This is a genomic window from Nitrososphaerota archaeon (genome assembly GCA_011605775.1).
Taxonomy (GTDB): domain Archaea; phylum Thermoproteota; class Nitrososphaeria; order Nitrososphaerales; family JAAOZN01; genus JAAOZN01.
Genome location: JAAOZN010000007.1, coordinates 1 through 21,321, shown reverse-complemented (window position 1 = coordinate 21,321; position 21,321 = coordinate 1). Strand labels below are relative to the sequence as shown.

At 45.6% G+C, this 21,321-nt stretch carries 23 protein-coding genes, 2 tRNA genes and 1 pseudogene; 12 read left to right on the top strand and 14 right to left on the bottom strand.

Annotated elements, in window-relative coordinates; all coding sequences use genetic code 11:
* Positions 1-28 precede the first annotated feature (28 nt).
* From HA494_00385 to HA494_00375, 3 genes are all read right to left on the bottom strand, one after another.
* Positions 29-1,012 carry a (Fe-S)-binding protein gene (locus HA494_00385; GenBank protein ID NHV96238.1) on the bottom strand — a complete coding sequence of 328 codons (984 nt, stop codon included), beginning with the start codon at positions 1,010-1,012 and terminating at the stop codon, positions 29-31.
* A 178-nt stretch (positions 1,013-1,190) separates the two neighbouring features.
* A tRNA-Ala gene (locus tag HA494_00380) sits at positions 1,191-1,285 on the bottom strand.
* A gap of 250 nt (positions 1,286-1,535) precedes the next feature.
* Positions 1,536-2,729 (bottom strand): CoA transferase, encoded by a 1,194-nt coding sequence (locus HA494_00375; protein NHV96237.1) that lies wholly within the window; start codon positions 2,727-2,729, stop codon positions 1,536-1,538.
* A gap of 184 nt (positions 2,730-2,913) precedes the next feature.
* Here HA494_00375 and eif1A point away from each other — a divergent pair, with 184 nt between their 5' ends.
* The 6 genes from eif1A (at position 2,914) to HA494_00345 (ending at position 8,088) form a co-directional block, all read left to right on the top strand.
* A complete protein-coding gene (gene eif1A, locus HA494_00370; protein ID NHV96236.1) occupies positions 2,914-3,225 on the top strand; it encodes a translation initiation factor eIF-1A in 312 nt (103 codons plus the stop codon).
* Between the two features lie 11 nt (positions 3,226-3,236).
* Positions 3,237-4,022, top strand: a complete 786-nt coding sequence (locus HA494_00365; GenBank protein ID NHV96235.1) for a serine protein kinase RIO — start codon at positions 3,237-3,239, stop codon at positions 4,020-4,022.
* Entirely contained in the window at positions 4,019-4,579 is a 561-nt protein-coding gene (locus HA494_00360) for an RNA-binding protein (GenBank protein NHV96234.1), read from the top strand. The genes HA494_00365 and HA494_00360 overlap by 4 nt, the downstream gene beginning before the upstream one ends.
* A 2-nt stretch (positions 4,580-4,581) precedes the next feature.
* The gene (locus tag HA494_00355; GenBank protein NHV96233.1) at positions 4,582-6,207 is read left to right on the top strand and encodes a DNA topoisomerase VI subunit B; all 1,626 of its coding nucleotides are present in this window, start codon (positions 4,582-4,584) and stop codon (positions 6,205-6,207) included.
* Positions 6,208-6,250: 43 nt separating this feature from the next.
* A complete protein-coding gene (locus tag HA494_00350) occupies positions 6,251-7,270 on the top strand; it encodes a DNA topoisomerase IV subunit A (GenBank protein ID NHV96232.1) in 1,020 nt (339 codons plus the stop codon).
* A gap of 239 nt (positions 7,271-7,509) precedes the next feature.
* A complete protein-coding gene (locus tag HA494_00345; protein NHV96231.1) occupies positions 7,510-8,088 on the top strand; it encodes a rhomboid family intramembrane serine protease in 579 nt (192 codons plus the stop codon).
* On the opposite strand, the gene HA494_00340 is transcribed toward HA494_00345, so the two are convergent.
* The 5 genes and pseudogenes from HA494_00340 to HA494_00320 all read right to left on the bottom strand — a co-directional run bounded on the left by HA494_00340 (position 8,072) and on the right by HA494_00320 (position 12,411).
* Positions 8,072-9,052 carry an FAD-dependent oxidoreductase gene (locus HA494_00340; GenBank protein ID NHV96230.1) on the bottom strand — a complete coding sequence of 327 codons (981 nt, stop codon included), beginning with the start codon at positions 9,050-9,052 and terminating at the stop codon, positions 8,072-8,074. The two genes, HA494_00345 and HA494_00340, sit on opposite strands and share 17 nt — an antisense overlap.
* A gap of 163 nt (positions 9,053-9,215) precedes the next feature.
* A pseudogene (gene glmS / locus HA494_00335) lies at positions 9,216-10,941 on the bottom strand (glutamine--fructose-6-phosphate transaminase (isomerizing)).
* 76 nt (positions 10,942-11,017) lie between these two features.
* The gene (locus HA494_00330) at positions 11,018-11,419 is read right to left on the bottom strand and encodes a 30S ribosomal protein S11 (protein ID NHV96229.1); all 402 of its coding nucleotides are present in this window, start codon (positions 11,417-11,419) and stop codon (positions 11,018-11,020) included.
* 4 nt (positions 11,420-11,423) lie between these two features.
* Positions 11,424-11,957, bottom strand: coding sequence for a 30S ribosomal protein S4 (locus HA494_00325; protein ID NHV96228.1), 534 nt, complete (start codon positions 11,955-11,957; stop codon positions 11,424-11,426).
* A gap of 7 nt (positions 11,958-11,964) precedes the next feature.
* Positions 11,965-12,411, bottom strand: a complete 447-nt coding sequence (locus HA494_00320; protein ID NHV96227.1) for a 30S ribosomal protein S13 — start codon at positions 12,409-12,411, stop codon at positions 11,965-11,967.
* A gap of 103 nt (positions 12,412-12,514) precedes the next feature.
* Between HA494_00320 and HA494_00315 the strand changes: the two genes are divergently transcribed.
* The 3 genes from HA494_00315 (at position 12,515) to HA494_00305 (ending at position 15,689) form a co-directional block, all read left to right on the top strand.
* On the top strand, positions 12,515-13,477 hold the full coding sequence (locus HA494_00315) for a hypothetical protein (protein ID NHV96226.1): 963 nt from the start codon (positions 12,515-12,517) through the stop codon (positions 13,475-13,477).
* A 51-nt stretch (positions 13,478-13,528) separates the two neighbouring features.
* A complete protein-coding gene (locus HA494_00310) occupies positions 13,529-14,584 on the top strand; it encodes a 4Fe-4S dicluster domain-containing protein (protein ID NHV96225.1) in 1,056 nt (351 codons plus the stop codon).
* 172 nt (positions 14,585-14,756) lie between these two features.
* Positions 14,757-15,689 carry a DUF362 domain-containing protein gene (locus HA494_00305; GenBank protein NHV96224.1) on the top strand — a complete coding sequence of 311 codons (933 nt, stop codon included), beginning with the start codon at positions 14,757-14,759 and terminating at the stop codon, positions 15,687-15,689.
* On the opposite strand, the gene HA494_00300 is transcribed toward HA494_00305, so the two are convergent.
* From HA494_00300 to HA494_00290, 3 genes are read right to left on the bottom strand one after another with little or no spacing between them, the layout of a single operon-like run.
* Positions 15,686-16,138, bottom strand: coding sequence for a DUF488 domain-containing protein (locus HA494_00300; protein NHV96223.1), 453 nt, complete (start codon positions 16,136-16,138; stop codon positions 15,686-15,688). The two genes, HA494_00305 and HA494_00300, sit on opposite strands and share 4 nt — an antisense overlap.
* On the bottom strand, positions 16,116-17,144 hold the full coding sequence (locus HA494_00295) for an isocitrate/isopropylmalate dehydrogenase family protein (protein NHV96222.1): 1,029 nt from the start codon (positions 17,142-17,144) through the stop codon (positions 16,116-16,118). The genes HA494_00300 and HA494_00295 overlap by 23 nt, the downstream gene beginning before the upstream one ends.
* Before the next feature lie 16 nt (positions 17,145-17,160).
* On the bottom strand, positions 17,161-17,442 hold the full coding sequence (locus tag HA494_00290) for an acylphosphatase (protein ID NHV96221.1): 282 nt from the start codon (positions 17,440-17,442) through the stop codon (positions 17,161-17,163).
* Between the two features lie 130 nt (positions 17,443-17,572).
* On the opposite strand from HA494_00290, the gene HA494_00285 reads away from it, so the two are divergent.
* A complete protein-coding gene (locus HA494_00285) occupies positions 17,573-18,292 on the top strand; it encodes an NAD(P)-binding domain-containing protein (GenBank protein NHV96220.1) in 720 nt (239 codons plus the stop codon).
* 36 nt (positions 18,293-18,328) lie between these two features.
* Positions 18,329-18,640, top strand: a complete 312-nt coding sequence (locus HA494_00280) for a hypothetical protein (protein NHV96219.1) — start codon at positions 18,329-18,331, stop codon at positions 18,638-18,640.
* 182 nt (positions 18,641-18,822) lie between these two features.
* Here HA494_00280 and endA read toward each other — a convergent pair whose 3' ends face one another.
* Positions 18,823-19,368, bottom strand: coding sequence for a tRNA-intron lyase (endA, locus tag HA494_00275; GenBank protein ID NHV96218.1), 546 nt, complete (start codon positions 19,366-19,368; stop codon positions 18,823-18,825).
* Between the two features lie 16 nt (positions 19,369-19,384).
* Positions 19,385-20,038 (bottom strand): DUF47 family protein, encoded by a 654-nt coding sequence (locus HA494_00270; GenBank protein ID NHV96217.1) that lies wholly within the window; start codon positions 20,036-20,038, stop codon positions 19,385-19,387.
* A gap of 181 nt (positions 20,039-20,219) precedes the next feature.
* Here HA494_00270 and HA494_00265 point away from each other — a divergent pair.
* Positions 20,220-20,354, top strand: a tRNA-Ile gene (locus tag HA494_00265).
* A 1-nt stretch (position 20,355) separates the two neighbouring features.
* Here the strand turns inward: HA494_00265 and HA494_00260 are convergent.
* Positions 20,356-21,306 carry a radical SAM protein gene (locus HA494_00260; GenBank protein ID NHV96216.1) on the bottom strand — a complete coding sequence of 317 codons (951 nt, stop codon included), beginning with the start codon at positions 21,304-21,306 and terminating at the stop codon, positions 20,356-20,358.
* Positions 21,307-21,321 lie beyond the last annotated feature (15 nt).

Sequence of the window (21,321 nt, the reverse complement as noted above, 5' to 3'; positions counted from 1 at the left end):
CGGTGATAATATTCATCAAAAGCAGCCTTCAAGATTCTATACACCTGCTAAGGAAGTCTACAAAATCCATAACCTTTAAACCAGAGGTCGAAGAAGCATTTCTTAGATTTGTGTGGCAGAATGGACAAAGGGTTAAGGCGATGTCTGAGCCGCTCTCCTTCAGTTCTTTTACCCGCTTCTGGCTTATACCCTCTGTTAACATCGGTAGAAAGGTCTCTATCGGCGCCCCACAGCAGGTAGTCCACCGCTTCTTTGCAAAAGGCACTTCTTTTAATTCCACACCCTTTACTGAGTTCAGGATCGCTCGCGGCTCCTCTACAATATTCATGCTCCTCGCTAGATGGCAAGGATCGTGTATCGTAACTGAAGTAGGTTCCTTGACCGCTAGCCTCAGATTCGAAGCATACTTTGTAAGCAACTCAAGGTAATGGACGATTTCAAAGTCAAACCCATCTACAAAAGAAGGGTAGACCAATCTAAACATCTCTAATGAGTGAGGAGAAATCGTGATGATTGTCTTTACACCCCTCTCCTTAAAGGTCTTCGAAACCTTTTTCGCGTGCTCCACGAACTCTTCAAGAAAACCGAATTCGTAAAGTAGAGTCCCAGGGTACAATTCGTCGGGTAGGAAAGCGATATCTTCTTTTACTCTACGTAACAGTAGAAGATGTTTACGCACCAACTCATTATAATAGTCGCTATCTTTTGCGCTCAAAGATGCAAATAAGCTCACAAAATCAAGACCAAAGCCCTTTAACCTAAGTGTAAAGTCTAACAGCTTACTCTCTACCAATCCGCTCTTCTTCACTCTATCAACCAAAGGAAGAAAATAAGGGATGAGCTGATATTCACAGCCAGTACATAAAACCAAACTGCTGTTGCCTTGCTCTACCCCTCTAGCCCAAGATGATAATTTATCTTTCGAAACACCTACAGGATTCCCGCTCTTCTTCATATTATCAACTAGAGCGAGCATTATTTTGATGAGCGATGAGACCGGCTCTTGCTGCAATCGGTTTTCAATTAACTCTCCCGAAGTTGATTTAAGAACTTTTCTTTTTTGGCAATTTTGCGATGGATTGTTCAGTTCGGTGACAATATAGGTAGTCTGGTGAAGTTGAAGCATCCGTTCTCATTTACTTCTAAGTAGTTACTGCTTACAACATATTACTCAACCCTCTTTCAATAAGTGGACCGGGGGGGATTTGAACCCCCGACCTCCCGCGTGCGAGGCGGGCGTCTGCACCAGCCTAAGCAGCTGCTCATACCACTGAACTACCGGCCCGTTTCTACAGCTGGGGGCTGAAGCACAACCCAACACTTTACTCGTCATCCCTGTTGAGTAGGTCAGATCGCCCGTCGATTGGTTGGGCTGCGCCTCTTCCCCCTTACCATATGGTGCTATAGATGCATATTACGGTTATCTGTAGCTTGGTGGTCTGGGAGGGTGTTTATTTATGTTGCTGAGGTGTAGAAGGGGCTGTTTTAGTCAAGAACATGCCTATTCTAAACCCTCTAAGTCCATGAGCGCCCTGTCAAATAACTCCCTTTTCTTTTAACCGATTTATCTCCTGGCTGCTCATATTTAATAGATTTTTAAGAACATCTTCCGTATGCTGCCCCAGCAACGGTGGTGAAGACTGCACATCTAAATTTATTTGCGAGAATTTAATAGGTATCCCAATCTGCTTGATCTTACCCGCCTTAGGATGCTTGATTTCGACTAACATGTTCCTCTCAAGAATCTGTGGATCCCGAAATACTTCTTCTAACGTATTTACTGGTCCGCAAGGTACCCCCCTTTCTAAAAGAAACTTAACCCACTCATCGCGTTTCTTCGTTAGAAAGATTTCACTGAGCACGGAAACTAGTTTCTCCCTGTTTTGAACCCTATTCGGGTTTGTTGTAAACTCTGGATCGTCGATCAGCTTTTCCAAACCTAAAGCGCGGCAAAATCTTTTCCAAATCTCATCATTCCCAACGGCTAATGTCAAATATTTCCCATCAGCAGCTTTGAAGCATTGGTAGGGAGCGATATTCGGATGGGCTGACCCCATGCGCCTAGGAGCCACACCGGTAGCAAAGTAGTTTGCAGCAACATTCGTCAGCAATGAAACAGCCGAATCTAGAAGGGATATGTCGATCCACTGCCCTTTTCCAGATCTTTCACGCGCTAGGATAGCGGAGAGTATGGCGATAGCCGCATACATACCAGCACCTAAGTCCGTTATTGACACACCCACCTTAACAGGTGGTCTGCTATCTTCGCCAGTGATGTCCATTATCCCACTCATCCCTTGGATGATTATGTCATAAGCTGGGCGATCCCTATATGGCCCGGTATGACCGAAACCAGATATGGAACAATAGATTATGCGCGGGTTTATCTTACTGATTTTTTCGTAGTGAATCCCAAGTCTTTCAGCAACACCCCATCTGAAATTCTCCAGAAAAACATCAGATTTCTCAACCATCTTATACAAAATTTCTCTACCTTCCTCCATCTTCAAATTTATCGTAACACTCTTCTTATTGCGGTTTACGCTGAGGAAGTACGCACTTTCACCGCCGATAAATGGAGGTCCCCAAGACCTTGCTTCGTCACCTCTCTCCGGAATCTCCACTTTAATCACCTCAGCCCCTAAATCCGCAAGAATCATCGAGCAGAAGGGGCCGGCTAAATCCCTTGATAAATCCAGGATGCGAATGTTATCTAATGGTAAAGCCAAGGCTCCACACAACTATCGATACCTTCCAACACTTTTTGCCCCCATTTTAAGTTTTTCGACCGGTCCTAGGCTGACAACACCTGCGAACCTTCATAAAAGTTTAATACACTCACCAATCTACCTTATTAATAAGCTTACACCCAACTCTGAGGTTGTGAAGAGGGTGTAAGTTAGGTGATCAAATATGGGAAAGAGGAAAGTGATAAGTGAAGAGGAGTTAAAGGAGATGGTCTATCCTAGTGAAGGGGAGGTACTTGGTAGAGTAGTTAAGAGGCTTGGAAGTGACCTTATGGTTGTTAAATGCGCTGATGGTAAAACTAGGATAGGTAGAATAAGAGGGAAGCTTAAGCGTAGAATATGGGTTAGGGATAATGATGTAGTCTTAGTAGCACCCTGGGACTTTAAGAGCGATGAGCGTGGAGATATCATCTGGCGCTACACGATAGCACAAGTAGACCTCCTAAAATCACAAGGGTATCTACCACTAAACCTCTGAGGATGAGCTGGATGTGGAGTAGCGAGGGAGATTTTCCAGAGGAGGTAAGGGCAAGGATATTAGAGTATGAGAAGAAGAGCAGATACCTTAGAAAGCGCTCAGAAGACTACGAGGTAGTAGAAGATGTCTTTGATAAAAGCACCAAGATGGCGCTCTACAAGCTTATCAACAAGGGTGTGCTCCACATACTCTTAGGCGTAGTCAAGACTGGCAAAGAGTCAAGAGTCTATTGGGGTAAGAAGGCTGACGGCACAGACGTTGCTGTGAAGATCTATCTGACCGTAGCTTCGGAGTTTAGAAGACGCTTACCATACATAGAAGGTGACCCTAGGTTTGCCGAGGTAGGTAGAGGTATACACGACATAGTCGAGGTCTGGGCTAAAAAAGAATACCGTAACTTAACCGAAGCTTATGAAGCAGGAGTTAAGGTTCCTGAACCTTTTGGTTTGAACCGTAACGTACTTGTCATGCGGTTCATAGGTGAGAACGGCACACCAGCCCCAACCCTAAGAGAGGTGGAAGAAGTAACACAGAAAGATTACCGCCTTTGTATAGAGCAGATACGTCTACTTTATCAGAGGGCGGAGTTGGTGCACGCAGATCTCTCCGAATACAACATCTTCAAATGGAAGGGTGAAGTCATCTTATTTGACTTCGGCTCTGCGGTAAGCATAGACCACCCTAATGCAGATGAATTTCTTCTGCGTGACTTAGAGAATCTCAATCGCTTCTTCGCCAAAAACGGTGTGAAGATTCTGCAAACGAAAACTTTACTTAAAAAAGTGAAGGGCGAATGAGCTTTGAACAGACGCTAAGGATACCTTTGGATCGTGTAGGTGTACTGTTAGGTAAGCAAGGCTTGACGAAAGCAGAAATAGAGAAGACTTGCAATGTATCTCTCGACGTAGACAGCAAAACTGGGGAGGTTACTGTGAAGCTGAAGGGTTCGGTTGAGGAGGCTGAGCCGTTTAAAGCTGTATCTATAATTAATGCGATAAGCCGAGGATTTTCGCCCCAAAGAGCGTTTAAGCTCCTTAGCGATAAATACATACTTGAAACTATAGATCTTCGTGAATACGTAGGCAGATCTAAAGACGCTTTAACCAGAATAAAAGGTAGAATAATCGGGTTACGTGGCAAAGCAAGGAGAGTAATAGAAGAGCTTACAGGGACTGAGATCTCTGTTTATGGGCATACTGTAGCCATAATAGGTGAGCCAGATGGGGTTAGGCTCGCATCAGAAGCTGTAAAGATGCTCGCATCAGGAAGCCAACATAGCACAGTATATAGGATGCTGCAGAGAGCCAGGCAGCAAGCAAAGTTTGAGCGCCTAAAACTATGGGAGGAGGAGTAGGGGTGGCTAAGAGACAGACTCTCTTCAAGGAGATATCGCCTAGCGAATTCTTCTACCGAAATAGAGATCTAGCTGGTTTCAGTAACCCAAGCAGAGCCCTCTACTCTGCAACGAGAGAGTTGGTTGAGAATGCGTTGGATGCGTGTGAGGCAGCGCAGATATTACCCGACATATTTGTGAGAATAACTTCTGCTGACTTAGACGGTGCTTTAGCAGACCCAAAACCCTACATACTGAAGGTCCAAGATAATGGTCCGGGTGTTGAGCCGAAGTATGTGCCAGACGCTTTTGCCCGCATATTCTACGGGAGTAAGTTTCAGCTTAAGCAGTCTAGAGGTATGTTTGGTATGGGTGCTACAATGGCAATCCTTTACGGACAAGTTACGACAAACAAGCCCGTTTTAGTTACGACTTCTGTAGATGGAGAAAAGGCGTACACATTTGAGATGATGGTCAATATACACGACAATACACCTCTTGTGCTTAACAAATCGGTCAAGCCGGCTCTCGGCAAAACAGGTGTATCTGTGCAGCTCACACTAGAAGGCGACTATAGTAGAGCTGGATTAAAGATACAGGAATATTTTAAGCAGACAGCGCTCGTAACACCCTATGCTAATATTCTCTTCATCGACCCAAGTGGTAGGCTCTGCTTCTATGAGCGGGTGACAGAGAAGATGCCGAAGCCAGCGAAAGAGACGCTCCCACACCCCCTTGGCATAGACCTAGAGGCTCTTAGGAGGCTGCTCAGAGAATCTAGTGAAAGCACGTTAAAGAAGTTTCTTTCAAAGAACTTTCACAGGGTTGGTGAGCGTATCGCGGAAGACTTTCTAAGATACGCTGGTCTAGACCCCAATAAGAAACCTCAAGATTTGACCAATGATGAGATAACTAGGCTTGGGAGTGCTCTACATTCATATGATAAATTCCTACCACCAGATTCTAGATGCCTTTCACCTTTAGGCGAGGAACTTCTTGCCGCAGGCATAGAAAAGGAATTGCAGCCTGAGTTTGTAGCGGTGGTGCAGAGACCTCCTTCTGCATACTCTGGCTTCCCATTTATCGTGGAGGTTGGTCTAGCATATGGTGGGAAGAATGTTGAGCCCGGGTTGAAGCTTCTTAGGTTCGCTAATAGAATCCCGCTTCTATATGATGAGGCTAACGATATATCTTGGAAGGTGGTTAACGAGGAGATAGACTGGAAGAGGTATAAGATTCCACAAGACGCGCCTCTAACTATCATAACGCACGTATGCTCAACGAAGGTGCCTTACAAGACCGTGGGAAAAGAGTATCTGGCAGACAGACCCGAACTTGAAAGAGAGTTAAAGAATGGGTTAAGGGAGGTCCTTAGAAGACTCAGCACCTACCTCTCCAGAAAGAGCACACTCGCTTTTGTCAAGAAGAAGATGAACATATACGAGAAGTATCTGCCCTTAATTGCAAGATTTTCGGCTGAGCTTATAGGGGCGCCTCGACCCCCTAACTATAGGAAGCTGCTTAAGAAGAGTGTAGAGGAGCCTTTTGTCGATGAAAGTGAGAAGCCAATTAAAGAAGAGAAAGAGGTTAATTACGTTGAAGAGGCGGTAAGATTTGAGCAGCGAAGGCTCGAAGAGTACAGCCAGTAGAAGGAAGGCTGAAGTAAAGAAGCTACTTCACCAGCTGGGTCGGATGATCTATGAGGATATTGAGAAGGAGAACTTTCCTGAAGTCACCTTGGCAAGTAGGTCTGTCAGCAACATAGTTTATGATGAGCGGCTTAGGCAGTATGTGCTCGGTCCGGCGAAGATAAAGAGATCAGCTCACAACATTAAACATATTCGCTCATTTACTCAGCTGATCTGGCTTGCTTCATTCGTAAATAAACTCGTTGAGACGTCAAAGACGTCTACACTTAGAGATGTCTTCTACTCAGCCCAAGCCTATGGTGTGGACTTTACCGATCAGTCTGAGTCTGATGAGATAATAACCGATCTAGAGGTCCTGCTATCGAAGGCTAGAGAGGACTTTAACGTCTACCCGGAAGAACGTTCGGCAATCTTCGGCGATCTGACGATAGAGTATACTGTGCCTGGTTATGAGGGTAAGCGCCTAAACTTAGCTTCACACCCAGACGGTTACCTCATCGGCCCTAGTCTTAGCACAGCTGAGTTCGTGGATACCTCGGCTGAGATGGTTTTAGCTGTTGAAAAAGGCGGGCTATTCACGAGGTTCGTTGAGGAGAACGTGCATAAACGGTATAAGGCGTTGATCGTTGACACAGCTGGTCAACCGCCGAGATCAACACGCTATATGTTGAGGAGGCTGAATACTGAGCTGAAGCTTCCAGTGTATATTCTTGCAGATGGTGATGTGTATGGGGAGCATATTGCTATGGTCATAGTCTCTGGCTCTGTTGGTGCTGCCCATCTACAAGATCTAACGGTTCCTGATGCTAAGTGGATAGGTGTTTGGGGCACAGATATAGTTAAGTACCGTCTACCGAGCGACCCCTTAACTGAAATGGATATTAAGAGGATCTACGAGTTAAAGAAGGACCCAAGGTATTCAAAGGGGATCTGGCTGCGTGAGCTCGACATGTTCCTTAAGATAAAAAGGAAGAGCGAGCTAGAAGCCTTCGCAAAATACGGTTTAACCACGATCGTTGACAAATATCTGCCTGAAAAGCTCGAAGAGGCGAAGAGCCTCTAACCCTAAACCTAGGTTTGACTATAATCTCCCTACTCTACAAATCGAAGAAGGTATTTGAATTATCTGACCCAAGCGTACACTTGTTTCAGCAACGGCCGAAAGCCAATATTTACCGACATAAGGTTAGATCACGCTCTAGGCTGATCTCCATTCTCTATAGCACATTGGGCTGTGGTTACTGGTAACCGTTTTATATTTTGTTTTGCATAGTTAGGCGGCACATATGTTGGTGTTTAGGGTTGTATGATGGTAGACCAAAGTTCACCTTCATCTTTATTCTAGTGATACTCTTGTTCTTCGTCTATCAGCTTGCTTCGGATACTTGGATTAACCTGGCCTTCTTTCCAGCCTTCGCCTTCTACGAGCCTTGGACGTTTATAACATCGATCTTCCTCCACGCAGACTTCCTACACCTCTTCTTTAACCTGTTTGCGCTCTTCTTCTTCGGCATCTACCTTGAAAGGGTCATAGGTAGCGGCTCGTTCGCAGCCCTCTTCATTTTATCTGGAATAGTGGGAAACTTAGGATACTTGCTTACTTCATCTGACCCCTACATACCAGCCATCGGAGCGTCAGGCGCAATCTATGGTATAATCGGCACACTAGCAGTAATAGCGCCCTCTTTACTCGTTTACATCTACGGATTCATACCAGTCCCCATGGCGCTAGCAGCAGCAATATGGGCGCTCATAGATATAGCTGGTCTATCTATGCCTACGGGAATAGCGCACGGCGCGCATCTTGGAGGTATGATTGTGGGTTTGATCTACGGTGCCTACCTCAGAGTTAGAGTTAGAAGGGTTAAAGTTCGAGTTTGATTTCCACTTTTTTAGCTTCTGGTAAGCTCCTCCAGTCGCCTTTGATGGCTGGCTTGCCTCTGAGCCGCTGTATATAGTTGTAGGCTGAGAGAGCCGCGATCGCACCTTGGGCTGCTGAGATTACTACCTGCTTATATGGTGTGTCGGTAACATCACCTGCAGCAAATATGCCTGGATGTGACGTTGAACCGTCCTTCGCTGTTACTACTTCATTCTTAGCGTTGAGTTGGACCAAATGTTTAACTAAATCTGTCTTAGCCACATAGCCCATCTCCACAAACACACCCTGTACCCGTATATCTCTTACCTCGCCACTCTTCTCTTTAATTGAGACGGATTCAACAGAAGAAACCCCGTTGATCTTCACCACTTCACATTCTGGCAGAAAAGCGACATTATTCTTGCCTCGCAGCGTTTCAACGAGCTCGTCAGGGGCAAGTAGCTTGGCGAGCTTGTAGATCAAATAGACCTTGGATGCTAAATTACTTAGTAAGAGAGCTGCTTCTACCGCTGGTTCAGAGGAGCCTACCACTGCCACATCTTTACCCTTAAAGAGAGGGCCATCGCAAATAGCGCAGTATGAGACACCTCTGGATTTCAACCGTTCTTCACCTTCTACACCTAAGTCTCTAGGTGTCTTACCGAATGCTAAAATCAGGGCGCAGGCGTCGTACTCTCCTACTGTGGTCTTGACTGTAAAGCATACGCCATCCTTCTCCCTGATCTCTTTCACCTCCTCGAATAATATCTTGACACCGTAAAGCAGCGCCTGCTCATGAAACTTCTTCATCAACTCCCACCCACTTATATTAACGAAGCCTGGGTAGTTTTGTATGGAATCAGTCAGAAGAGCTTGCCCTCCTATATCCTTTGTTAGCAGAAGCGTCTTTAAGCCCTGTCTTCCAGCGTAAATCGCTGCAGTAAGCCCGGCGGAGGCGCCGCCGACTATTATTACATCGTACAAATGCTCATCTTCACTCAATCGAGGACCACCTTATCTAACTCTATATGTGCACGTAAGGCTTTAAAAGAGTTGAGCCGCTAGGCCGAAATTAGCAGAAAGTGGTTAAGCACCGACTCATATTCATTGGTTTAGAGGCTAGATGGATTTGCTCTTTCGTTTGAGTCTACTTTACAGTAACTGATTTGGCTAAGTTCCTTGGGTAGTCTGGGTTCTGCCCCCTCTCTAACGCTGAGTAGTACGCGAACATCTGTAGGGGTATAACCTCAACCAAGGGGTAGAATAGCTTTCCCACAGAAGGTATCTTTACGTAGTAGTCGTATAGGCTGTTCTCAACGTCTGAGATGCCGATCACCCTACCTCCCCTCGCCTTAATTTCAGCGACGTTACTTAGCGTATCGTGGTAGGTTTTGTCTCTTGGGTTGAGCGCTATTACTGGTACACCTTCGGATATAAGGGCTAAGGTTCCGTGCTTAAGTTCTCCAGCTGCGTGGACATACGCTATCTCCTTAAGCTTCAGGGCGCCTTCAAGCGCTATGGGGTAGTTTATGCCTCTTCCTATGAAGTAGCAGTCTTTAGATGTTGAAAAGGCTTGGGCGAGATAGGCCATCTGCCGCTCAACACCGAACACCTCCTCTACAGCTTTTGTTATCTTGATCAAGTCGATAGATAGATTTGAAAGCCTAGAGGCTATACAGTAGATGACAGCGAGCTGAGCTGTGAAGGTCTTCGTAGCAGCCACACCAACCTCTGGACCACAATTTAGGTAAAGGGTCTGCTCACTCATTCTTGCTAAAGTAGAGCACAGACGCACCCCTCTTCTCAGCTATGTTAACGGCAGATAATACGTCAGCGGTTTCGCCGCTCTGCGAGATAGCGAGCAGAAGTGTTCCCTCATCGATAAGTGTAACGTAATCCTCGAATTCGCTCGCTAAGATCACTTCTACAGGTAGCTTAGCTAGGTTAAGGAAAAGGTGCTTAGCTACCAGCCCAGCGTGATAACTCGTCCCAGCACCTATGATATATATCCTATCAGCCCCTTGCAGGGCTAAGCAGAAGCGGTCAAGATCGTCTGAATCTTGTCTGAGGGCCAAAGCGATAGTTTCACGCTGCTCAAGGATCTCTTTTAATGTGTAGTGCGTGAACTCTTTTTTTGAGACAGTCATGGATTCCCATACCAAAGTAGAGACGCTGCGTTGAACCTCTTCGCCTTCGAAATTCCATATAATGTAGCTATCTCTCTTGACCTCGGTTACTTCTAGGTTCTCTAAGAACACAGCTTTATTCGTATGTTTGAGAAAAGAGAGCACATCGCTTGCCAGAAAGTTCCCTCTTTCACTTAAACCGATTATGAGAGGAGCGTCCTTTCGTACACCATACAATCTGTCGCCTAAATCTCTAAATAGAACGAGGAAGGCGTATGAGCCTTTCAGCTCCCTAACAGCATCCAAAACAGCGTCTCTATGATTCTTACCAGCCTTTAGCTTCTCCTCTATCAGATGCGGGATCACTTCTGTGTCGGTTGTGCTCCTAAATCTATGCCCCTTAGCCTCTAAACTCGCTTTAAGCGCTTGATAGTTTTCGATGATGCCATTATGGACAACTGCGACTTCTTCGTTACAAGATAAATGTGGGTGAGCGTTTTCTGGTGTTACACCTCCGTGTGTCGCCCATCTTGTATGCGCCAAGCCTATTTTACCAGAGAAGCTCTTCAGATCTAGGCTTCTAACTATCTCATCTACTCGCCCCACACCTTTACAGACTCTTATTGTGTTTCCGTCGTGCACACCAAACCCGGCAGAATCATAACCTCTATACTCCATATTCTTCAAACCATCGATTAACACTTCTACTACATCAACATCGGTAACACACCCGATAATACCACACATTACACAAACCTAAAACACAGTCTTATAATAAATATGTTACGAATCAGAAGCTGAAACTGAATGCGCAGGTTAGAGGCTAGGCTCTTCTTCCTCTTCTTCCACCCTTCTTCCTCGTAGTATCATGAGGAATAGGCGTTACATCCTCTATCCTACCTATTCTGAAACCAGCTCTAGCTAAAGCTCTAATAGCCGCTTGTGCACCTGGACCAGGTGTTCTTGGTCCTGTGCCTCCCACAGCCCTTACTTTTATGTGAAGATGTGTTATTCCCTTAGCCTTAGCTGTTTCCGCCGCTGCGGTCGCTGACTTCATAGCTGCGTAGGGTGAGGACTCAAACCGATCTGCTTTGACGTGCCTTCCTCCCGAGCTGAACGCGATGGTTTCTGCGCCAGTCAGATCTGTGATGTGAACTATGGTGTTGTTGTAGCTGCTGTAGATGTGCGCTACACCCCATTTAGTAGGCTCTTCCTTCTGCGCCAATTCTTTACTCACCTTCCTCAGAGGCGGGTGTGGCAGCTAATGTGGCGAGCCTAGCTTTATAAGGGCTATCGGCTCTAAACCCTACTTTAGGTTCTTCATCCACCGAAACCAAATAGCCCGGTTTCGTCACAACTCTATCGCCGATTACTATGTGCCTATGTGTTATAAGTTGGCGTGCTTGATAAGGTGTTGAAGCCAACCCTTTTCTCCAGACTACTGTTTGAAGCCTCCTTGCCAAGATGTTCTCCACAGTGAGGCTGAGAACGTCGTCAAGCGTAGCGTCTGTAGAAACCAGACCCTTTTTAGCGAGCGAAGTTAAAAGTGTAGCTTCTCTTTTCGCTCTAATCTCTGGAGGGGCTGCTAGAAGCATCCTTGCTTGTTTACGGATTTTAGAGAGAAGGGTCTGAGCTTTCCATAGTTCCCGTTTATTTCTTAACCCGTAGGTTCCGACTAAGTATAGTTCTTGGGCTAGTAGGTCCGCTCTCCAAGGGGTCCTTGGTCGCGTGTACTTTTTTCTAGGTTTCTTAGGGTCTCCCATATGCTGATCACGACGCCGACTTTCTTACCCCAACGGTTCTACCTTTTCTGCCTGTTGTGCGGGTTCTCTGCCCTCTAACCTTTAACCCAAGTGAGTGTCTTACGCCTCTCCAGCTACCGATCATTTTCTCCCGCTCTATGTCGCTTCTTACAGCGAACTCTAGGTCAGCACCTATAAGATGGTAGTTCAACCCATCGTCTGGGCTCTTCCTTCGGTTGAGCTTCCAAGTAGGAATTCCGATTCTACTCGGATCACTCAACCCCTTCTCTATCTCGTTAATTTCAGCATCGGAAAGGAAACCTAGCCTAGCCTTAGGATCAAGCCTCAAAGCGTTAATGACAGCGTATGCCAGATTTAACCCAACGCCTTTAAGATCAGCTAGCGCCGCCACTAGCTTCTTCGAACCATCGAGGTCCTTACCCTTTATCCTGACTATGTGCTTAAACTCGCTCAACCTTTGGGCTCACTCTAACCGCTCTTAGTAAGGTGGCTCTACTTAACCCTTTAAAGACTTTTCGCGAAGCAACTTAAAAGCATCCTCTACTCTCCTTCTAACTATGGATTGGCGGGAACTCTACGGTAACGTGCTGCGAAAGATTCTTGACGAACATGAAGATTCTCCTGTAGGTTTGGTTGGATGCTGGGCTAAGGGTATTAACCATCCTGTATGTGAACTCGATTTGGTCATAATTTCACGAAACTGTGATGGTTTTGAGAGGATAGTAGAGCAAGACCTCATTTTAGACATATGGTATTCCGATGTAGAACAGATAACTCGCAGATCTGATAATGTGCTCATTCCATCCTTAACCGAATGTATAATCCTCCAAGATCCAGATCTACGCCTGGCATCGCTAATAAACTTGCTCAAGAACCAGACCCAGAAGGTAAGAAAGAACTTAGCAGCCTCAGCGCTTACAAACTCCATCAGCTACCTCGGCTTAGGCAAACGCGCCCTTAAAGAAGATTACAATATGAGTGCATGCTTCTGGCTTCTAGCATCAGGCTACAGCTTACTTGAAGTTTTGATCTGGGCTGCTGGCGACACCCCTCGACCATCCCATCTAATGAAGCAGTTTAGAGCATATTGTGGCGCTTACAGCCAGACCATAGGTTCGCTGCTCGGTTTAGCGGAAGCGACCACTACAACCGTGAAAAGAAGGCTTGACTTCTTATCTAGATGTTACGAAACAGAGGCTTTAGGGCTCTTAGGACAATGCAAATTAGAAAAGTTGCTCCCAACGCTTGCTGCGAAAAAGGCCTTTTATCTGCTTGAAGCGAATATGGTGGTGGATGCATACCTCTACCTGGGGTATCTGCTTATTGAAGTTTTAAAGCGCATCTATAAGAGTGAAACCGAAACCTCCTCCAAAAGCAAGCCGCATAAGTTTATTGAGGACATTGAGGACAGATCTATCTTAGGCAAGGGTGTAGTTAAACTTGCTTCTTTCACAAACAGCGGTCGAATACCGATGCAAGATGTAGATCACACTGTTACAAAGCTTGCTCAAAGCATCTAGCCGAAAGATGATAAAAAATTTAAAAGACACATCAACCCCCATTTCACTTAGATGTCTACACAGAAAACAACATTCAAAGAGTTTTACCACGCGGTAGTTGATAGCGGTCAATGTTGTGGCTGCGGCTCCTGTGTTGCGGTCTGCCCCCAAACAGCACTAACCTACCTCTATGAGGAAACATTACCAGCCCTAGTAGGGAAGTGCACTGATTGTGGTGTCTGCTTTAAGGCCTGCCCACGCTATAACTTCAATGTTGCTGATGTGGAGAGGATGCTCTTCAACAGAACGAGTGAAGGAGAATCCTTTGGTGTGCACCAGAGCATACTTGCAGCCAGAAGCCGTGATCCAGATGTGCTTAAAGTGTGTCAAGATGGAGGGTTGGTGTCTTCGCTCCTCATTTGGAGTTTAGAAAACGGTGTAATTGATGCTGCTATAGTGGCTGGGTTTAACCCTGAGACCTGGGAGGCTAGGCCTAGATTAGTTAGGACTAAGGCTGAGGTTCTTTCATCTGCTGGAACACGGTACACCTATAGCCCTAATAACCTTCTGCTAAGGGAGGCTGGTGCTAAGGGGATCAGAGTAGCCTTTGTAGGAACAGGGTGTGAAGTTGAGGCGGTTAGGAAGATGCAGTACAATAAGTTGAGGAAGAGTGTAGGCACAGTAGTCTTCACAATAGGCTTGATGTGCCACGAAAGCTACTCTATGAGTGGGCTCATAGATAAGAAGATTCGAGGAGAGCTTGGAATAGAGCCTAGTCAGATAGCGAAGATGAACATAAAGGGTAAGATAATAATCGAAACAAAAGATGGTAGAGTAGCTGAAATAGGTCTGAAGGAAGCTAGGCAGTATGTGAGAAAGGGCTGCTTCTACTGCGGAGACTTTTCAGCAGAGTTGGCTGATATATCTGCTGGTGGAGCCGGTGCACAAGGTTGGACAATATGTGTAGTGAGAACAGACCAGGGCAAAAATGTCTTAGAGTCCGCTGTGAAAGCAGGTTACATCGAAACAGAACCCATAGAGAAACACAAAGCATCTTACGATACAGTAGTGAAGCTTTCAGCTATCCAAAGGAATAGGAGGGCTAAGGCTCTAAGCAGTCCATCTTAAACCGCTCCCTTTTCTTCAAATAGGCCCTATTTTTCAAAAGAACGCATATATGGCTCTGGGTGCTCAATTGTATTAGTTGAAGATTGGTAGGCGTCGATTGATCGCTTTATCCGCTTTGGGTACAGTAGGCGCTTTAGCCTCAGCATACTTTACCGTAATGTCACTAAGAGAGATGAAGGCGAATAAGGGGGTTGTGAGACCAGCAGAGGTTTACATAATTAAAACTGTTGATAGGGGTGATGGTGTTAAGAGAATCCTTTCAAAATTTAATCTATCTGACTATAGGGACAAAAAAGTTTTCTTAAAAGCCAACTTTAATAGCGCAGACCCATATCCAGCATCCACACATTTAGATACGCTCAGAACGATTATCGCCTCTCTAAAAAGCCAAGAGGTAAATGAGATGATTATTGGTGAAAGAAGTGGGATGGGAGATACCCGCATGGTTTTAGAGCGGTTGGGCGTGTTTGAATTAGCTGCTAAAGCGGGGGTAAAAGTAGAGGTACTTAACGACAATCCTTTGAGTAGATGGGTTAAAGTAGAGCCGGATGGTACGCATTGGTTAAGAGGCTTCTATCTGCCGAAGAGCCTTTTTGAAGCTGATAGAGTGATTCAGACGTGCTGTTTAAAGACACATAGGTTTGGAGGGCACTTCACGATGTCGCTAAAGAATTCAGTAGGGCTTGTCGCAAAGAATGTGCCAGGGGAACTTTACGACTACATGGTTGAGCTGCATACTTCACCTTACCAGAGACTTATGATCGCCGAGATCAACGCCTTCTATAAGACTGATCTAGTGATCTTAGATGCTTTATCTGGTTTCGCTACGGGAGGACCAGAGAGTGGAAGAGTAATCCAACCAAACTTGATCATAGCCAGCACCGATAGAGTTGCTATAGATGCTGTCGGTGCTGCTATATTGAGAAGGTTCGGCTCTACACCAGATGTTATGAAAGGCAGAATCTTCGAGCTTGAACAGATCAAGAGGGCTGCTGAAATAGGCGTTGGTGTAGGCTCTGCCGATGATATAAAACTTATACCTCTTGACGAAAAGAGCAAAGAAGAAGTCGAGTGGATAGAAGAAGTTCTACAGAAGCAAGGTTAGATCAACTCAACATCATCGACAACCTTCTTATCTGACATTATATGCTTAACCACCACTCCTAAGCCTCGTAGATATCTTGCGATATACTTTCTATGACAACCCTTAGGGCTGACCTCTCGACACATTATACACACCCTATTCTGCGAAGCGATTTTAAGCAGCTCTTTAACCCCATTTTGGAACTCAGCATCAGCCATATACTTCTCGTAGCCACCTTTTCTGAAACCGCCTAGACTACTTCCCATCCACACATATCTTATCGAGGATTCTTGAAGCCACCTTTCCATAAAATCCCGCCTGAACTCCTCGATCTTTGAGCTAGGCCACCTTCTAACATCCACTAGAACCTCTATCTTATGCTTGCGCAATAGATGTAGAAAACTCGCTTTACTCCTCGCGCCGTAGCCTATGGTGTAGATCACGGTTTTATCTGAGCTTCTTCGCTGCAAGCCTAGCTATCTCTTCAGCCATCTCAGACGATCTGGCGTTTCCGCCCAGATCATAGGTCACAACTCTCTTCTCAGCGATTACTTCCTCTGTTGCTTCAAAGATAGCGCGAGCTCTTTTTACATCTCCAAGATATTCGAGCATCCAAGCGCCTGAGAGAATCGTCGCGGTGGGGTTGACCTTATCCAACCCCTTATACTTAGGCGAGCTCCCGTGTGCTGGCTCAAACATAGCGTAGTTATCGCCGAAGTTGCCAGAGTAGATCATACCTATACTGCCAACCAGCGCAGAAGCCTCCTCTGAGATTATGTCCATAAATAGGTTTGTGCTTAAAATGACATGCTGGTTAAAGCGTTGGGGGTTCTTAACAAGTTGCTGAGCAAGGTTATCGATATAATACTCTTCCACCTTAACATTGGGGTACGCTTTACCCACCTCTAGAACTGAGTTAAAAAAGAGACCATCGGTCTCCTTCAAAACGTTCCGTTTCGTCACAACTATGAGATTACTCCAACCCCTTCTCACAACCTCCTCAAATGCACGTCTAGCGACACGCATAGAGGCGCTGCGTGTTATCTTCCTCACAGCAATTGCAGTATCTTCGCTGAGACGAACATCCAAGCCGCTATACAAGCCTTCGGTGGCCTCTCTGACGCAGACAAAGTCAACAGAGCCTAGCGGACCTTCAGCACCCTTGAATGTTTTAATCGGCCTTATGTTTGCGTAGAGATTGAACTTCTGCCTTATGCTCACGGCTACACTTCTGGGTGTGTTGGGGTCTGGGGGTGTAGTAGTTGGTCCCTTAAAACAAGCATCCGAATTCTGCAGTATTTCCCAAGTTTCTTTTGGTATAAAGGAGTCGCCACCGTGCTTCTGCCACCACTCATACCCAGCTTCACAAACCTTTATCTCTACCTGGGCATCAACAGCTTTGAGAACCTTTATCATACAATCTACTAACTCAGGACCTGAGCCGTCCCCTCTGATCAAGGCAACTCTCTTAACCAAATTAACCACCACTAATCTATTGATACCTTATCTCAAACCCTTTAAACTCACCCTTATATTCTTCACGCATAACATCAACCGACTCCACTTTAGCGCCAATCGGGCCGCGCTTACACCACTCGATAAACTTTGCCAGACCCTCCTCTTCCCCTTCTACTACGATCTCAACACGCCCATCCCTAAGGTTTCTAACCCAGCCTGTCAATGAGAGCGACTCCGCAATCCTCTTCGCATTAGATCTATAAAAGACACCTTGCACATAACCTGAAACGTAAAGATGTAACCTACCCTTAGCCAAACCTTCATCACATGCAGTTAAGGTAGAATTTAAGCTGATCGACTAGCAAAAGACTACATTTGGTACGATACCTCTACACAACGGAGGCAATAAAATTGAAATACTCTAATATATTATATACAATAGTGTGGTGCAGAGTAAGAAGATAGCCATCATAGGTGGGTCTGGATTAGAAGGTAGAGCGTTAGCCGCAGAGTTTGCCTCAACGGGCTACCAAGTATATATAGGTTCTAGAAACCTCTTCAGAGCGCAAGAAACAGCGTCAAAGATTGTGAAAGCACGCAATTTAGATACAAACAGAGTAGTAGGCGCAACAAATGCAGAGGCTGCTAAAGCGGCAGAAATGGTATTCTTAACCATACCTTATGATGCGCTGAAAGACACTTTAGACCAGCTGGCTGCAGAGCTTACCGCAAAACATGTAGTTGATGTTATAGTGCCCCATAAGCTTCGTTCACCTATGCTTCTCAATACAAGGCAGCTTGAAAGGTATAGAAGCCACTTTGGTCCAGGGAAGAGCCCTTCGGTAACAGAGGAGATCTATTTGTATCTGAATGATGCCACTGGTTCTAGACCCCATATTACCGCTACCTTAAAGACGATTTCATATAAGATGCTTAGCTTGGGGAAGAATATGAGTGAGCCGATACTGAGTTGGGGATATAATTCAGAAGACATTCAGACCCTATTTAATGTGTTAAGAGACGTCTTCCCCAACGCTGAGTTTATCGAAGTGCCTCAGATGTACTGGAGGTCTGTGGAAGGGGTTTGTGAACTTATAAGGTTCTTAACGCTACAAGGTGTGAAGATAGAAGCTCTTAGCTTCTCCTATAGTAGAAATAAGCAGTAAAATACTTTATAACCCTCTCTCTAAATCAAGGCGGGGATGCCTATCTCTAGCAACAGCACGCCGACTGTCGGGCTCATTTTGGTAATTCTATCGATGATCCTCTTAAGGCTTGAATCCTTTATGTTCGCAGCAACCTCATTCCTAATGGTGCTATTCGGGCTTATCCTCATTCTTCTACCTGATCTTAAGAGAGCGAAACTGGGTTCTAGGCAACCGTTCGTTAGAAGTGGACTCTTAACCCCAACCTCCTCCACCCCAGCTGAGGCTACTGACAGATGCGCTTTATGTGGTAAGCCTGTACCACCTGATGTAGCGTACTGTGATGAATGTGCTAAAAAGAGAGGGTAGCGTTCAGATTACCACTTTCTCCTATCCCCTTCAAGAAGACCTTTCCCAAGGTGAACCTGATCGATATGTTTGGATAAAGTGGCTTTATCTGGGAACGTAGAGTCGCAGTATGGGCATTTTACACCTTCAGCCATAAGCCCCACCAACACAGCAATAGATGCGGCTAAATATATTATTGTTGCTTAAGCTCTCCACCAATCAAAGGCTATAAACTCAACCTTCTTTCTGGGTACGTCAGCAACAGCTAAGATGAACTGCTTCCTTACAGTAGTAGCCAACCTACCTGACAAGATAATGCGGGTAGCTGTGAGGTCGTGTGAAGGTTTAACGACTTCAATAAGATAGGGCGCGTGATCTATTCCCGGCCCATGCTCATATACAGCAAAATCACAACCGAACTTGATGCCCGGGCTAACTACTAACCCTGCTTCTCTAAGATGCTTATACACCAGATACTTTTCTGGGAAGTCCAAGTACTCGGATTTACAAATTTCTCTTATACTCTTTAAACTCATCTTTCGGTGCGACGGTGACTGTGTTATAGAAATTTTGCCCTTCTCTAGAAGATAGTATCCTTCTATCAGATCTAGGACAAGAGGTGCATTAAATTCAGCGTTCTTAGGTTTAGGTATGCCCAAGGGTTTGCCGTAAAATCCTTCTTTAAAGAGGGCTCTCGCATCGTCAATATTCCAGATGATGATTCTGTTGCCTACAAGCTCAGCGTGCATATTGCTACTTCCTCATCTATAGGCTTAGGGCGATTATGGTAATCGAATCAGCGGCTTTGAGGCATTGATCAGCCATGTTCTCCACCCGCTCGATTATATCTTTCAGCACAAGCACCTCCTTAAAGGACTCCAGCTCACTTAAGAGCTTCAAACTAAGCGATCTATATTGGTCGTCAACCTGCCTCTCAATCTTTTGAATACTGTTCGTCAGCTCGATGGCTAGGCTAGGGTTTATTGTCAAAGCCCGAACAACCTCATTAAGTCTATGAACCATTTCAACAGCTAGATCGATAACAGAACCAAGATCCTTTAGTAGAGAAGTCTTCTTAAAGTCGGTAAGCTTAAACCCAGCCAATCTGAAAGCTGCGCTCGATATGTAGCTAGTGATCTCCTCTATGTCGTAGGCTGCACGTAAAACATCTTCACGGTTAATAACCATCGGACCCAACTCAGCTAACTCCCTCGTCAACACCCTCCGTAGATTCTCAACATCATCCTCGGCCTTCATAATGGCTTCAGCACATCTGTTAAGTGCTTGTTGATCGTTTCCAAGTATAGCGGGGAAGGTTTCAGAGAACTCCCTAGCTGCTTCCAGTACACGCTTAGCCTCATCCTGGAGTATGGAAAGCGTCTTCCTCCTTGCCTGAAGCTCACTACTGCTGCTGAACATAATATTTCCGCCATATGTTAGGCTCTTTGATTAATAATTTTTACGGCTATCCATTGGATGATGTTACGATAAGTAGAATTGTGATAGCCAAAGAAAGCACCAAACACTAAGACCTTATCGTAACATCATCCTCGACCCATACATAAAAGTTATTTAGAAGCTCTATAAGCTAAAGCGTCTGGGGACCGTAGCTCAGCTTGGTTAGCAGGCTGGCCAAGGAGCGTTCGAGAGCCTAAGGGTGCTCGGCGACGCTGATAACCGAATTGGCGAGTTAACGCTACGGTAGAGGTCCGCGGTTCAAATCCGCGCGGTCCCACTTATATGTATGGCATTCTGGCCAAGGTTTCTGCACTTATATGAGTCGATTCATCGAGCCTTAACCCTTCATCTATCAACTCTAATACTAGCTGCTTCTCTTCCGGGAATTTGTAGCCCTCGTAGTCTTGTTTAAATAAGAAGGTGCCGTCTGCTTTGCGCCAAGAGTTCATGAAGTGGTCGAAGCAGACCCTGCTTGTGACGTTAAGTTCGCTGATAGTCAATCTTAGCTCCCGCAGCCTTTCGTGTGGTGTTGTGAGCTGAAACTCTCCTCTAATATATGCTTCGTAGAGGGGAGTGTTTGGGCGTGGTGTGAATGGTCTTGATCTTATGTAATCCGGGTTTATCTCATTAAGTACTCTAGCCGTGTTTCTAGCGTGCTGCTCCCAGCGGGCCCTACCACCTACTCCGGGCATCCAGTATTCTGATAACTCGAAGCCAGCTTTCTTTGCGCGTCTGCCCGCTTCGATCTGTTCCTCGCTCGTCACACCCTTTCTAATATATGCCAGAACCTCGTCATCCCCACTCTCCAAGCCAACGTGTACTCTAGTAAGCCCAGCTTGCCTTATCTTGATCAGATCTTCGAGTGGTTTGTGAGCTAGCGTTTTTGCCCTGGCGTAAGATGTGATCCTTACAACGGTTGGGAAGCTTCTTTTTATGTGATTTAGCACTTCGACGAGCTCGTTTGTGCGCATTATTGGGGTATTCGCGTCTTGAAGGAAGACGGTTCGGGCACCAGTTTTCAACCACCGATAAACCAGCACGATGTTTTCGTAGTTTCTTAACTCCTGTGGGCTCAGCTCTTCATAGCCCTTGTTGTAGAGGAAGATGGGGTCGATAAGCCTAGCAAGCCAGTCCAGCCCACCGAGTTTATCTGAGAGTATTTTTAGTAGGTCTGCGATTGCTTTGGCTGAGTCTATATCCTTCTTAACATCCTCCACGCTTCTATACACGAATCGTCTACCTTT

What these genes read in the sequence shown, in the direction of transcription:
- HA494_00360 (NHV96234.1), top strand. Translation starts at nt 4,019, where the DNA reads ATGAGCTTTGAACAGACGCTAAGGATACCTTTGGATCGTGTAGGTGTA.
- HA494_00325 (NHV96228.1), bottom strand. Translation starts at nt 11,957, where the DNA reads ATGGGAGACCCTAAGAAACCTAGAAAAAAGTACACGCGACCAAGGACC.
- eif1A (NHV96236.1), top strand. Translation starts at nt 2,914, where the DNA reads ATGGGAAAGAGGAAAGTGATAAGTGAAGAGGAGTTAAAGGAGATGGTC.
- HA494_00315 (NHV96226.1), top strand. Translation starts at nt 12,515, where the DNA reads ATGGATTGGCGGGAACTCTACGGTAACGTGCTGCGAAAGATTCTTGAC.
- HA494_00310 (NHV96225.1), top strand. Translation starts at nt 13,529, where the DNA reads ATGTCTACACAGAAAACAACATTCAAAGAGTTTTACCACGCGGTAGTT.
- HA494_00305 (NHV96224.1), top strand. Translation starts at nt 14,757, where the DNA reads ATGAAGGCGAATAAGGGGGTTGTGAGACCAGCAGAGGTTTACATAATT.
- HA494_00365 (NHV96235.1), top strand. Translation starts at nt 3,237, where the DNA reads ATGTGGAGTAGCGAGGGAGATTTTCCAGAGGAGGTAAGGGCAAGGATA.
- HA494_00280 (NHV96219.1), top strand. Translation starts at nt 18,329, where the DNA reads ATGCCTATCTCTAGCAACAGCACGCCGACTGTCGGGCTCATTTTGGTA.
- HA494_00270 (NHV96217.1), bottom strand. Translation starts at nt 20,038, where the DNA reads ATGTTCAGCAGCAGTAGTGAGCTTCAGGCAAGGAGGAAGACGCTTTCC.
- endA (NHV96218.1), bottom strand. Translation starts at nt 19,368, where the DNA reads ATGCACGCTGAGCTTGTAGGCAACAGAATCATCATCTGGAATATTGAC.
- HA494_00350 (NHV96232.1), top strand. Translation starts at nt 6,251, where the DNA reads ATGATCTATGAGGATATTGAGAAGGAGAACTTTCCTGAAGTCACCTTG.